This is a genomic window from Allorhizobium pseudoryzae (assembly GCF_011046245.1).
Classification (GTDB): Bacteria; Pseudomonadota; Alphaproteobacteria; order Rhizobiales; family Rhizobiaceae; genus Neorhizobium; species Neorhizobium pseudoryzae.
Map to the genome: position 1 here is coordinate 2,417,204 of NZ_CP049241.1, position 13,779 is coordinate 2,430,982.

The 13,779-nt window shown below is 62.1% G+C and carries 10 protein-coding genes; 8 read left to right on the forward strand and 2 right to left on the reverse strand.

The window, feature by feature from the left end:
* Window positions 1-70: 70 nt before the first annotated feature.
* Entirely contained in the window at window positions 71-976 is a 906-nt protein-coding gene (locus tag G6N78_RS11735) for a LysR family transcriptional regulator (protein WP_165218561.1), read from the forward strand.
* A 151-nt stretch (window positions 977-1,127) separates the two neighbouring features.
* Window positions 1,128-2,507 (forward strand): MATE family efflux transporter, encoded by a 1,380-nt coding sequence (locus G6N78_RS11740; RefSeq protein WP_165218562.1) that lies wholly within the window; start codon window positions 1,128-1,130, stop codon window positions 2,505-2,507.
* A 92-nt stretch (window positions 2,508-2,599) separates the two neighbouring features.
* On the opposite strand, the gene carA is transcribed toward G6N78_RS11740, so the two are convergent.
* Window positions 2,600-3,805, reverse strand: a complete 1,206-nt coding sequence (carA, locus tag G6N78_RS11745) for a glutamine-hydrolyzing carbamoyl-phosphate synthase small subunit (RefSeq protein ID WP_165218572.1) — start codon at window positions 3,803-3,805, stop codon at window positions 2,600-2,602.
* A gap of 320 nt (window positions 3,806-4,125) precedes the next feature.
* On the opposite strand from carA, the gene G6N78_RS11750 reads away from it, so the two are divergent.
* Window positions 4,126-4,578 carry a GatB/YqeY domain-containing protein gene (locus G6N78_RS11750; RefSeq protein WP_165218575.1) on the forward strand — a complete coding sequence of 151 codons (453 nt, stop codon included), beginning with the start codon at window positions 4,126-4,128 and terminating at the stop codon, window positions 4,576-4,578.
* A gap of 61 nt (window positions 4,579-4,639) precedes the next feature.
* On the opposite strand, the gene G6N78_RS11755 is transcribed toward G6N78_RS11750, so the two are convergent.
* Window positions 4,640-4,981, reverse strand: coding sequence for a hypothetical protein (locus G6N78_RS11755; RefSeq protein WP_165218577.1), 342 nt, complete (start codon window positions 4,979-4,981; stop codon window positions 4,640-4,642).
* Between the two features lie 389 nt (window positions 4,982-5,370).
* Between G6N78_RS11755 and dnaG the strand changes: the two genes are divergently transcribed.
* From dnaG to G6N78_RS11780, 5 genes are all read left to right on the forward strand, one after another.
* On the forward strand, window positions 5,371-7,389 hold the full coding sequence (gene dnaG, locus G6N78_RS11760) for a DNA primase (RefSeq protein ID WP_165218579.1): 2,019 nt from the start codon (window positions 5,371-5,373) through the stop codon (window positions 7,387-7,389).
* 393 nt (window positions 7,390-7,782) lie between these two features.
* The gene (gene rpoD, locus G6N78_RS11765) at window positions 7,783-9,834 is read left to right on the forward strand and encodes an RNA polymerase sigma factor RpoD (protein WP_165218581.1); all 2,052 of its coding nucleotides are present in this window, start codon (window positions 7,783-7,785) and stop codon (window positions 9,832-9,834) included.
* 225 nt (window positions 9,835-10,059) lie between these two features.
* Entirely contained in the window at window positions 10,060-12,057 is a 1,998-nt protein-coding gene (locus G6N78_RS11770) for a toll/interleukin-1 receptor domain-containing protein (protein WP_165218583.1), read from the forward strand.
* A gap of 99 nt (window positions 12,058-12,156) precedes the next feature.
* The gene (locus G6N78_RS11775) at window positions 12,157-13,296 is read left to right on the forward strand and encodes a DUF930 domain-containing protein (RefSeq protein WP_165218585.1); all 1,140 of its coding nucleotides are present in this window, start codon (window positions 12,157-12,159) and stop codon (window positions 13,294-13,296) included.
* Window positions 13,297-13,327: 31 nt separating this feature from the next.
* Window positions 13,328-13,750, forward strand: a complete 423-nt coding sequence (locus G6N78_RS11780) for a secondary thiamine-phosphate synthase enzyme YjbQ (protein ID WP_165218587.1) — start codon at window positions 13,328-13,330, stop codon at window positions 13,748-13,750.
* Window positions 13,751-13,779 lie beyond the last annotated feature (29 nt).

A 13,779-nucleotide genomic window follows, 5' to 3' on the forward strand; every position in this document is an offset into this window, starting at 1 on the left:
ATCTTTTACGGTGTTCCGCACTGTGCGATAATCCGATCTCACGTGCACGGCCTGTTCGGATATTCGTACAATGAGCGATCTCCCGCTTGCAGAACTCGATGCCTTCTCCGCCGTTGCGCAGGAGCGGAGCTTTCGGGCTGCCGCGAAGCTGCGGGGTGTCTCTGCCTCCTCGCTTTCCGATGCGGTGCGGCGACTGGAGGAGCGGCTGGAGGTACGGCTGCTCAACCGCACCACCCGCAATGTGTCGATGACGGATGCGGGCGCGCGGCTTCTGGAGCGGCTGCGCCCGGGACTGGCGGAAATCGAAGCGGCGCTCGACGGCGTCAACAGTTTTCGCGAGACGCCCATGGGGCGGCTCAGGCTCAATGTTCCAGGTGTGGTGGCGCGCACCGTGCTGCCGGATATCGCGGCCCGGTTTCTTTCGCTATATCCGGACATTACCCTTGATGTGGCGACCAACGATGCCTTCGTGGATGTCATCGGCGAGGGGTTCGACGCCGGCGTGCGCTACGAGGAATCGCTGCAGGCGGATATGATTGCGGTCCCGATCGGCCCGCGAACGCAGTCCTACGTGATGGCGGCGGCACCCGCTTACCTCGACCGGTTCGGGACGCCAGAGCATCCTCGCGATCTGTTGCAGCACCAGTGCATCCTGCACCGCTTTGCGAGCGGCCGCGTGCTGCCCTGGAGTTTCGAGGAGGAGGGGCGGGAACTGACCATCCTGCCGCCGGCCCGGGTGATGGGCGAGACATCGGATCTCGAGGTGGCGATGGCGGTGGCCGGACACGGCATCATCTTCACCTTTTCCGAATTCCTCGACGAGGCCCTGAGGCTCGGGCAGTTGAAACCGGTGATGCAGCCCTGGGCGCAGCGTTTTTCTGGTCCGTTTCTCTACTACAACAGCCGGCGGCATATTCCGGCCCCGTTGAAGGCGTTCATCGACTTCCTCAAGGCGGAAAACCGGCGCAACGGCTGATGCCGATCAATCACGGCAATTGAGGCGTTGCATCAATTCTATTTCTGGACGGTCCATGCGGCTTGTCTAATCGGGCGTCATTCACTAGAGAGTTTCGAGGCCGTCTGCCCAATTTCCGGGCAACGGCTTTTTTGATTTTGGAGTAGAAGTCATGGCGAAGCTCGATGCTGCGCGCCTCATATCCTCCGACAATTCCTGGAGCGCGCATCTGCGCGGCACGCTGGTGCTTGGCCTTCCCTTTGTCGGCGCGCAATTGGCGCAGATGGCGATCAACACCACCGATGTGATCATGGTGGGCTGGCTCGGGACGACGGAACTGGCCTCGGTCGTCTTGGCGACGCAGATGTTCTTCGTCGTGCTGATCTTCGGCACGGGCTTTTCCAATGCCGTCATCCCGCTGGTGGCCCAGGCCGTCGGACGGGGCGATACGGTGCAGGCTCGCCGCTCGGTGCGCATGGGCATGTGGGTGGTGATCGTCTATTGCGTGCTGACCGCGCCGCTTTTGTGGTTTTCCGAGCCGATCCTCCTGTCGCTCGGCCAGAATTCTCAGGTGGCGTCGTTGGCGCAGGCCTATCTGCGCATCCTGCAATGGGGCATGTTTCCGGCACTTCTCCTGATGATCCTGCGGGCCTTCGTCAGCGCGCTGGAGCGCGGCGGCATCGTGCTTTACGTCACGATCGGCATGTTCCTGCTCAATGCGTTTCTCGACTACGGCCTGATCTTTGGCAATTTCGGTCTGCCGCAATGGGGGCTGGAAGGGGCGGCGGTCGCCTCCCTTGGGTCGAACCTGCTCGGCCTGGCGCTGATCGTGCTCTATATCGAAAGCCGCAAGGACATGCGCGGCTATGAGATCTTCGTGCGCTTCTGGCGGCCCGACTGGGTGGCCTTCCGCGAAATCCTGAGCGTCGGGCTGCCGATCAGCTTCACCATTCTCGCCGAAGCGGGCCTGTTTTCCGCCGCCTCGCTGCTGATGGGGGTGCTGGGCACGCAGGAACTGGCTGCGCACGGGATCGCGCTGCAGCTCGCCTCCATTGCCTTCATGATTCCGCTGGGCCTCGCCCAGGTCGCGAGCGTGCGCGTTGGCATCGCCTATGGCCGGCGTGATCCGCTCGGCGTCAAACGCGCCGCGATGGCCGTGCTGGTGGTCGGGCTCAGCATTGCCGCGGTCGGCAGTCTTATGTTTGCCCTCATTCCCGGCCCGCTGGGGCGCCTGTTCCTCGACACAACGAAGCCGGATGCGCAGGCGGTGCTGCTGCTGGCCGTGCCGTTGATCATCGCCGCCGGCGCCTTCCAGATGTTCGATGGCCTGCAGGCGGTGGTGGCGGGGCTTCTGCGCGGCCTCAAGGACACGAAGATCCCGATGATCCTGGCATTGATCGCCTATTGGCCGATCGGCTTCTTCTGCGCCTGGCTGTTTGGCTTCGTGCTAGACCTGCGCGGACCGGGGATCTGGATTGGTTTCGTCACGGGCCTGATGGCGGCCGCCGTGATGTTGTCCATCCGCTTCTGGGTGCTGGTGCGCCATACCTGACGAAGCGCGGGGCTTTGCGGCTCCCCGATCTCTGCCGCATACGAAAAGGCCCGCGACGAGCGCGGGCCAAATGGTCTTGATGGGGAGAGCGATCAGCGCTCGGCGAGAGCCGGTTCGCCCTTCTTTTCCCGCACCATGTTGATGAAGCGGCGGAAGAGGTAGTGGCTGTCCTGCGGGCCGGGCGAGGCTTCCGGATGATGCTGCACGGAGAAGACCGGCTTGCCGGCGAGACGCAGGCCGCAGTTCGTCCCGTCGAACAGCGAAATATGGGTTTCTTCCACGCCGTCCGGCAGCGACTTCGAGTCGACCGCGAAACCGTGATTCATCGAGACGATTTCCACCTTGCCGGTCGTGTGGTCCTTGACCGGATGGTTGCCGCCGTGATGGCCCTGGTGCATCTTCTCGGTCTTGGCGCCGAGCGCCAGGCCCAGCATCTGATGACCAAGGCAGATGCCGAAGGTCGGCGTCTCGCTCTCAATGATGTCGCGGATCACCGGAACGGCATAGTCGCCGGTCGCGGCCGGATCGCCCGGGCCGTTCGACAGGAAGACGCCATCCGGCTTCAGCGCCATGATGTCCTCGGAGGAGGTCTGGGCCGGAACCACCGTTACCTTGCAGTCGAGGCCGGTAAACAGGCGCAGGATGTTGCGCTTGACGCCGTAATCGACGCAGACGATGTGGTATTTCGCATCGTCCGGGCCGAGCGTGCCATAGCCTTCGTTCCACACCCACGGCGTTTCCGTCCACTGCGACGACTGGCCGGACGTGGCTTCCTTGGCAAGGTCGAGGCCGACGAGGCCGCCCCAGGCGCGGGCTTCGGCCTTCAGCGCCTCAAGGTCGAAATTGCCGTTCGGATCATGGGCGATGACCGCATTCGGGGCGCCGTTTTCGCGGATCCAGGCCGTGAGCGCGCGCGTGTCGATGCCGGAAAGACCGATGATGCCGCGCGCCGTCAGCCAGTCGTTCAGGTGGCGGGCAGCGCGGTAGTTCGACGGTTCGGTGATGTCGGCCTTGAAGATCGTGCCGACGGCGCCGCGGCGGGCCGCGGGCGTCAGGTCTTCGATGTCTTCGTCATTGGTGCCGATATTGCCGATGTGGGGAAAGGTGAAGGTGACGATCTGGCCGAGATAGGAGGGATCGGTCAGGATCTCCTCGTAACCGGTCAGGGCCGTGTTGAAGCAGACTTCTGCCGTCACCTTGCCCGTGGCGCCAACCCCGTGGCCTTCAATCACCGTTCCGTCGGCAAGGACGAGGACGGCGGTCGGCTTGCGGGTTGTCCAGGGTGCTGTCTCAGTCATGTCGGTTCGTCTCCGCCCGAGCCCCGCCACGTGCAGCGGCAGGACGGTGGGGCCATCTATGGTCGCAGAAAAGGGCGCGCGGACAGGTGTCGCGCAATGCTCAGCGTGTTAATAATCGTGCAGGTCCCCGACATAACGAAAGCCGAGGAAGCGGTCAATCGCGCACTCTGGACTTGAGGTGGATTTCTGAACCCGCTTTTCAAGGCGTGCGTGCTGATTGATCCCACTTTCAGCCTGCGCTATGACGGCAGCGCACAACAGGGAAGGGCAGAGGCTGGCCGGACGGGCCGATTCTCGCCGTTCCGAAGGAGAACAACAAGATGATGCGTGACAAGCTTTCCACTGCCATGAAGGATGCGATGAAGGCGAAGGAGGCCAGACGCCTCTCGACCGTGCGTCTCATCCAGACGGCGATCAAGGATCGCGACATCGCAAACCGCGGCGCTGGCAAGGACCCCGTCAGCGACGACGATATCCTGCAGATCCTGCAGAAGATGATCAAGCAGCGCGAGGAATCCGCTAAGATCTATACCGAAGGCGGCCGCGCCGAACTCGCCGATCAGGAACTCGCCGAAATTGAGATCATCCGCGATTTCCTGCCCGAACAGCTGTCCGACGAGAAGATGCGCGAGATCATCGCCGGCATCATCGAGGAAACCGGTGCGCAAGGGCTGCGCGACATGGGCAAGTGCATCGGCCTCCTGAAGGACCGCTATGCCGGCCAGATGGATTTTGCCAAAGCCTCCGGCATGGTCAAGGACATGCTGAAGTAACACGACAGGCCTTGATCGTGCGAACGGCTGGTGCGGGCAACGCGTCAGCCGTTTTTGCTATCTATTCAGGGGGAGGGACGATTGTCTTCTTCCTGCGCGGTTCGACCCAGGTTGCCTCGGACCAGTCTATGTCGATCAGATCCTGCCAATCGGGATCATCGCGCATTGAGGCGACAATCTCTTCGTCGGTCAGGGCGTCCACGCGTGCCCAATCGGACTTGCTGCCTTCCCGCGCGATCTTTTCGCGGATTTCATCTGCCGTAACGCGGACAATGTTTTCTTCGTTGTCTTCGCACATCGGCGTGTACCGCTCTTGCTGATATGATCCACCATCATACCGTAGCAGCGCCTTGGCGTCAAAGCTTTGCGCGATAAAGTTGCGCTCGTTGTTGGAGAATTGCAACCCTCTCTTCTGCCTCACAGGCAAGCGAGGCAGAGCTCGGGATTGCTCTGCCTCTTACGCCTGGACATGCATTGCCTTCCGGGGGCAGGAGGGCAATGCGCCGGACACCTCGTTGGGGGGCAAGGTGCCGTTTGAACTTCCTGTTGGAGAGTGGGACATCAGGAAGACAGGGACATCCAAATCCCGTTTGAGCCCGAGTTCAACTTACAAATTCGTAATTATTGTACTCGCCAGTTTGCCCCAAAAATGTCGCAAGTCGCGCCGCCTATGGTCGGTTTTTCAGGTGGCTGTTCCGGCGCTCGTCACTGTGGATATCGGGTACCTCTGCCGCTGGCCGTGGTGTTTGCGGGCAAGCGGGCCTATATGGATGACATGTCCATGAGGTGACGATGCGGTTTTCCAATAATTTTCTCGACGAGATACGTGATCGCGTGCCGATTTCGGCGGTGATTGGCCGTCGTGTGACCTGGGACAAGAAGAAGACCAATGTCTCCCGTGGTGATTACTGGGCCTGCTGCCCGTTCCACGGCGAGAAGAGCCCGAGCTTTCACTGCGAGGACCGCAAGGGGCGTTACCATTGCTTCGGCTGCGGCGTCTCCGGCGACCATTTCCGTTTCCTGCAGGAAATCGAGGGCATGAGCTTTCCGGAATCGGTGCAGACGATCGCCGATCTCGCCGGTATTGCAATGCCGCAGCCGGATGTGCAGGCGGAGCGGCGCGAGAAGGAGCGGGCGACCCTTGTCGACGTGATGGAAATCGCGACGCTGTTCTTCCAGGACCAGTTGCAAAGTGCCTCAGGTGCGAAGGCACGCGCCTATCTGCGCGATCGTGGGCTCACCGCACGCACGATCGAGACCTTTCGCCTGGGTTATGCGCCCGAAAGCCGCAATGCGCTGAAGGAGCATCTGGCCTCCAAGGGTGTCTTGAAGGAGCAGATGGAGGCCTGCGGGCTTGTGGTGCACGAAAACGTGCCGGTCTCTTACGACAGGTTCCGCGACCGCATCATGTTTCCGATCCTCTCCTCCCGCGACAAGGTGATTGCGTTCGGCGGGCGGGCCATGTCGCCGGATGCCATGGCGAAGTATCTGAATTCGAACGAGACCGAGCTCTTCCACAAGGGTAATGTGCTCTACAATTTCACCCGCGCGCGCCGCGCCTCGCAGGCGGCCTCCAAGGGGCCGGATGCCCAGCCGCCGGTGGTGATTGCCGTCGAAGGCTACATGGACGTGATCGCGCTCTATCAGGCGGGCGTCGAAAACGCCGTCGCACCGCTTGGGACGGCGCTGACCGAAAACCAGCTGGATCTGTTGTGGCGGATGTCGCCGGAGCCGGTTCTCTGCTTCGATGGCGACGGGGCGGGTCTTCGCGCCGCGCACCGCGCCGCCGATCTGGCGCTGCCGCACATCAAGCCCGGCCGCACGGTGCGCTTTGCGCTTTTGCCTGATGGCAAGGACCCGGATGATCTGGTGCGCCACGAGGGCCGCGCGCCCTTCGACCAGGTGATGGCGCAGGCCAAACCGCTCGCCGAGATGATCTGGATGCGCGAAGCCGGCAATGGCAGTTTCGACACGCCGGAAAAGCGCGCCGAGCTGGAGGCGCGGCTGAAGCAGACGGTGGCGGTGATTGCCGATGAAGGTGTGCGCCGTTTCTACCAGCAGCATATGCGCGAGCGATTGAACGCCTTCTTCCGGCCGGATGCCGGGCAGGGCGGGCAGCGCCAACCCTTTGCGCCGCGGGGCGGACGGGGCCAGGGTGGTCCAGGCGGGGGCGGCCAACGCGGAGGGCAGGGCGGATTTAACGCGTCGCGGCCGCTCGGTGTCTCCGACCGGCTGGCGCGCTCCGGCCTCGTGCGCGGTTATCAGGAGCTGCCGGCGCTGCGCGAGGTGGTGCTGGCGATCACCATCGTCAATCATCCGCAGCTTTTGCTCGAAGAATATGACGAGATCGCCGCGATCGATTTCGAGAACAGGGACCTGCAAAAATTCTGGTCGGCGGTTCTGCCGGCGGCGGCGACGGCCGGTCCGCAGCTGTCGCGCGCCTATCTGATCGAAAAACTCGCCGCGCAAGGGTTCGAGCCGCTTCTCCAGGTGCTGGAGCAGCAGGTGCGCAATGCAAGGCTCTGGACCGCGACGGAGCAGGCGGCGATGGAGGATGCCCGGGAGGGCTACCGTCAGGCGCTGTCGCTGCACAAGCGCACCAAGGCGCTGAGGCTGCAGAAGATGGATCTTGAGCGCGAGATTGCCGCAGCGACCGAAGCCGGTGACGAGGAGACGATCGATCCCTTGATGCGGGCTCTGGCGGAAGTTCAGTTCGAAATCGTACGGATGGAAAACCAGGAAGCGATCATCGACGGGTTCGGCGTCATGTCCGGCCGCGTCAAGGGCGCCGCCATCAGCCATGGCACGTGACGAGGACAGCTTTTGACCATGGATTTTTCGCGGCATCCATACGTCTTGCTATTTGGCGGCGGCTTCCTAAATAAGCGTCAACCGCAGTGCTGGCCGATCAAAGCTGCGTGCTGCTCCGAATTTTCCAACTTAAACTGCGCATTGCCTTGATAAAGGCTTGACGGAAGGGAAAATTGTGGGAATCACCGTTCCAGGCAGAAGAAGGCGGAGCAAAGCAGATCAGCCACGAAAAGCAGAATCGTTGGCGTGAGGGCGGCGAATGCCTCTTGCGGCGTAAACTCCCGACTGGTTAAGCGGGAATTAAAGGTCCACCCGGTACGTGAGTGAGTGTGATTCGCAAGCGCGACAGCGTTGACGAAACGCCGCTGAAGACGTCCAAGGAAAGACGAATACATGGCAACCAAAGTCAAAGAAAACGACGAAGCAGAGAACGAACGCGACGGCGCTACGGACGGTCCGCTTCTCGATCTTTCCGACGACGCCGTCAAGAAAATGATCAAGCTCGCCAAGAAGCGCGGTTACGTGACGATGGACGAGCTGAACGCCGTGTTGCCCTCCGAAGAGGTGACCTCCGAGCAGATCGAGGACACGATGGCCATGTTGTCCGACATGGGCATCAATGTCGTCGAGGACGAGGAAGCCGAAGAGCAGGCCGCGGGCGAGGATGACGGCGAAGAGGAGGGTGAAAGCGAGGGCGGCGAACTGGCGCCCACCGGCAACACCGCTGTCGCCACCGCCAAGAAGAAAGAACCGGCCGACCGCACGGACGATCCCGTTCGCATGTATCTGCGCGAAATGGGCTCGGTCGAGCTTCTGTCGCGCGAGGGCGAAATCGCCATTGCCAAGCGCATCGAGGCCGGCCGCGAGACCATGATCGCCGGTCTCTGTGAGAGCCCGCTGACCTTCCAGGCGCTGATCATCTGGCGTGACGAGTTGAACGAAGGCACGACGCTTCTGCGCGAGATCATCGATCTCGAAACGACCTATTCCGGTCCGGAAGCCAAGGCGGCCCCGCAGTTCCAGAGCCCGGAAAAGATCGAGGCGGACCGCAAGGCTGCCGAAGAGAAGGAAAAGACGCGCAGACCCCGTCCGTCTGCCGGTGAGGATGACATCACCAATGTCGGCGGTGACCTGCCGCCCATGGAGGAAGAGGAGGAGGACGACGACGAGTCGAACCTGTCGCTTGCTGCCATGGAAGCGGAACTGCGCCCGCAGGTGATGGAAACGCTCGATTTCATCGCCGAGACCTATAAGAAGTTGCGCAAGCTGCAGGACCAGCAGGTGGAGGCGCGCCTCTCCTGCACCGGCACGCTGTCGACCGGCCAGGAGCGCCGTTACAAGGAGCTCAAGGACCAGCTGATCACGGCCGTGAAGTCGCTGTCGCTCAACCAGAACCGTATCGAAAGCCTGGTCGAGCAGCTTTACGACATCAACAAGCGTCTCGTGCAGAACGAAGGCCGCCTGCTGCGTCTGGCCGAATCCTACGGCGTCAAGCGCGACAGCTTCCTGGAGCAGTACCAGGGTGCGGAACTGGATCCGCACTGGATGAAGTCGATTGCCAACCTCTCCGCCCGCGGCTGGAAGGAATTTGCCCGCGCCGAAAGCAACACGATCCGGGAGATCCGCCAGGAAATCCAGAACCTCGCCACCGAAACCGGCATTTCGATCACGGAATTCCGGCGCATCGTCTCGATGGTGCAGAAGGGCGAGCGCGAGGCCCGCATTGCCAAGAAGGAAATGGTGGAAGCCAACCTTCGCCTCGTGATCTCGATCGCCAAGAAATACACGAACCGCGGCCTGCAGTTCCTCGATCTCATCCAGGAAGGCAATATCGGCCTGATGAAGGCGGTCGACAAGTTCGAGTATCGTCGCGGCTACAAGTTCTCGACCTATGCCACCTGGTGGATCCGTCAGGCGATCACCCGGTCGATCGCCGACCAGGCCCGCACCATCCGCATTCCGGTGCACATGATCGAGACGATCAACAAGATCGTCCGTACCTCGCGCCAGATGCTGCACGAGATCGGTCGCGAGCCGACGCCGGAAGAACTGGCCGAAAAGCTCGCCATGCCGCTCGAAAAGGTGCGCAAGGTTCTGAAGATTGCCAAGGAGCCGATCTCACTCGAAACCCCGGTGGGCGACGAAGAGGACAGCCATCTCGGCGATTTTATCGAGGACAAGAACGCGCTTCTGCCGATCGACGCCGCCATTCAGGCGAACCTGCGCGAAACGACGACCCGCGTGCTCGCCTCGCTCACCCCGCGTGAAGAACGCGTGCTGCGCATGCGCTTCGGTATCGGCATGAACACCGACCATACGCTGGAAGAAGTCGGCCAGCAGTTCTCGGTGACCCGCGAACGTATCCGCCAGATCGAGGCGAAGGCGCTCAGAAAGCTGAAGCATCCGAGCCGCAGCCGCAAGCTGCGGAGTTTCTTGGATAGCTGAGGCGGGACAGAGCTTCGACGACATTTGAGACCCGGCGGGAGCAGTTCCGCCGGGTTTTTTGGATTTGGTTTGACATACTCATCAGCTGGACGCTTATCGAGATTCAGTGGCATGTGGCCATAGTGCTTGCGTGTGGTGAGAAGCTTCTGCATCTTACCTAGCGAACGAGATTGGATAGCGAGCGCGCGTCAGTTGCGGATCGAGCAACGCCATTGAGGGGACATAATGGCTGAAATGTTGCTTGGCGTTGCAGATATCGCGAGTCGTGAGACGCTGGAGGCATATCTTCGCACTCGCCCTATCTCAGAGGCGCAAGTGCTGGCGTTGAGGTCTGCGCTGCGGGTCATGCCGCTCATTGCACTTAATCGGCTTCCCGACAGGCGTCATACGCAGGAACTGATGCTAGCGGTGTTTCGCACCCTCTTCTTTTCATGGGCAGCGCGCAATGATTCTGCCCATGAGGAGAAACTGGCGTCCGTCGCTGCTTCCTTCGCCGCGAAGGCTACTTCTTCCTCAGTTTCCGCTGCGGCTGCCATTGCCGCTGCTGCTGAAGCTGCTCGCGCTGCTGTCGGCCCCGGCGCATTTGCCGCAGCCGCAAGAGCCGTAGACTTGGCGGCAACTGCTGCCGATCTCGCGGCTGGGGCCAACGGCGCCGTCGGCCGCGCAACGCGCACCGACCTTGAGAATATGCGGGAAAATTCTGTTCCCGCCTGTATAGCAACGCCCCTTTGGCCAAATGGGGGCGCGCCAATCGAATTGTCCGAGTGGGATGTTGCCTTCAGCGCAGTGCTAGATGACTTCGGCTCTCATTGGGGTTTAGTCGCTGACTTCTACTACGCTCTGCATGAGGGGCAAGCGTCCCTAGCCACTCTTTGGAGTGAGGCTGGCACGGCAGCAGTGGCGGAGGAGGTAGAGGCTTTTTGGCGCCAAGATCCTGACGCGGTGATGCGCGATTTGGGATGGCGCCTGAAGCACAATCAGCCTCTGATGGAATACGGGTCAGCTTCAAGCAGCGCATCAGCAAACTTTGACTTCTTCATCAGCTATTCCACCCGAAACCAGACCGAAGCTCGCGAAATCAACCGATATCTCGAAGACGCAGGTTACTCCACCATCGTCCAATTCAAGGATTTCCCGGTCGGCTCAAACTTCGTCATCGAAATGCAGGACGGATTGGAGCGGGGCGCGCGCGCCATCGCCCTGCTGTCGCCAGACTATGTAGCATCAGATCATTGCAGGGCCGAATGGGCCGCTGTTTATAACATGGATCCGCTCGGCAAAGGTCGAAAGCTCGTTCCACTGCTTCTAAAACCCGCCAACCTCAACACGCTGGCCCGCCAGATCGTCTACAAGTCTTTGGTTGGTCTCACTGCGGAAGAGCGTCGCGCTGCCGTGCTGGAAGCAGTCGGTCCGAAGCCGAATCCACTTCCGCCAGACATGCTGAAGCGCCGGCTTGCGGAAACCGCCAGCCCGGACGTTGCGCCGACACCGGATGGCAAGCTGGATGCCGTGCCCAACGCCATCTATGATCGGCCTATCTTTGACGCTGAACTGCCGGACCTGCCGGAGACGTTGCGGACACTCTGCTCAGTCATTCAAGCTTCTCTTCCAGAGAACAGCCCGAAAACGATTGCGCCCTCGCTGCAGGCCTATGGCAATCACCTCAGCGATCGCGGCGTACGCCCAATCCTCGGCCTGCTCTGCATGCTGGCGGATGCCTTGAACAGGGACGTCCGTTCCGTCGAGTTCCACATCTGGGGTGATGGACTGGCAGTTCACTTCGACAATTTCTTTTCCTGCCATTCAAAATACGTCACGCATTTTCCGAAGTCGCAGGAGCGCGAAGAAGCGCTCGCCACAAATGAAATCGATGAGGATCGTGCCAGCGGCAAGGATTTTGTGGAACCGGTCAAGAAAGTCGCCGAGGCTCTGGCTGACTTGCACGAGATCGGTGGGACAACGCCTGCATTCGAGCGGGTGGTGCAGGATAGCGTGCAGAGGGCCAGAGACATCGATTCGCTGCCCAGTCCCTCCGATGCCGGTCAGGGCGGCGATGTCACCCCGAAGCGCCGCTTCGTCTTTTCCCAAATCGGTTTCTGGGAACGCATCCTCTCGGCGCTTGGCAGTATGACGACGCTGGCGACAACGGAGCAGGGCAGGGCGGCCATTGCCACGCTGCGGGAAGCCATCGCCAAATTCCTGTCTTTTCTTTCTTCCAACTGATCAGAGGACGCTGCCTCCCTCCGCAATGTTTTTCGCCTCTGTTGCGGATCGCCTCTCGATCCCGCCGCCATTCGCGCCTACATCGGGGGCATGCAGGAGATGCCGGATAAAGACGAGATGAGGGCGGACGAGCCGCTGGCAAGCCGGGTGCCCGGCGTGCGGCGTAGTTTCGGCGTGGCGGGGTCGATTGCCCTGCATCTCATTCTCGTTTTGCCCTTCCTGATTAATCTGTCCCTGCCGAGCCACGACAAGCCGCAGGAGGAGACGGTTTCGGTCGAGATCGTTCCGCCGCCGGAGCCGGAACCAGAGCCCAAGCCGGAACCGCCGCCGGAGGAAAAGCCCGAGCCGCCGGCCCCGGAGCCCCCGCCGCCCGAGCCTCAACCGGAACCTCAGCCGGAGCCCGAATCGAAACCGGAACCTCAGCCTGAGCAGCAGGCGGCTGCACCGGCCCCGCCCATTCCCACACTCCGGCCGGTCTTCAAGTTCGGTGAGGAAACCCGCGGGCCGGACCAGAAGGCCGACGGCAACAGTGCCGAAGAGGCGGAAAAGCCGGCCGAGCCTGCGGAACAGCCGGTTGAGGAGCCGAAGCCAACCGAGAAGGCCGAGGCGAAGCCGACGGAGGAGAAACCCGCCGATACACCGGTGGAGGCCGAGACCGGTAGCGAGACGGCAGAGGCCGTGCCTCAGGAGCCGCCCGCATCCCCCGAAGCGCCGGTGGTGGACAGTGCCGCACTTGCGCTTCTGACGGCACCGGCGCTTTCCGAGACAGGCGCTTCCGAACCCGGCGCGGCGGATGTGGTTCTGCCGGAGAAGGTCGTGCGGCCGAGCCCGCGTCCGGCCTCTGCGACTGCTGCTGCCGAGCGGCCGATCCCGGAACTGCAGGAGGCCAAGCGCCTCTATTCCTCCTCCCGCACCGGCGACCAGCGGGCGATGACGGCGATGGCCGGCATTCCGCGCGGTGAGCGCGCCGGTCAGCTGTGCGCCTCCGAACTGCAGGCGCAATTGCGCAACGGCTCGCCCGCCTACCGGCCGGAACTCATTCCCGCCTATACGCTGGCGCCCGGCACGACCGCGCTGAAGGTGGGCCGCGGCGCCTTCCGGGCGGAGGGTGCCTGGTATGACGTGAGCTTTTCCTGCCAGGTGAATGCCGATGCGACCGAGATCGAGTCGTTTTCCTACGCGGTGGGAAGCCGCATTCCGCGCAGCGAATGGCGCGCGCGGGGTTTTCCGAGTTTCTGATGCCACGATCGTGCCAAGCCTGGAGGTTGCCATGCCGCAGACGGTTCTTTCCCTCTCCACCCGCAGGCAGGGGCTTTATGAATTCACCGCCGAGGTGACGGCCTTCGTGAGGGCCTCCGGTCTCAGCGAGGGCCTGCTGACCGCCTTCGTGCGCCACACCTCCTGTTCGCTGCTGATCCAGGAAAATGCCGATCCGGACGTACAGCGGGACCTGAAGGAATTCTTTCGCCGCCTGGTGCCGCCGGGCGATGACGCCTCCATGCGCTGGATGGTGCACACGACGGAAGGGCCGGACGACATGCCGGCGCATATCAAGGCGGCGCTGACGGCCACCTCGCTCGGCATTCCGGTGATGGGCGGCCGGCTTGCGCTTGGCACCTGGCAGGGAATATACCTCTTCGAACATCGCGACCGTCCGCACCGGCGCGAGGTGGTGCTGCATCTTTCTGCCTGAGGCGGCGCGGTTTTCGCCCGTCCCTTTAT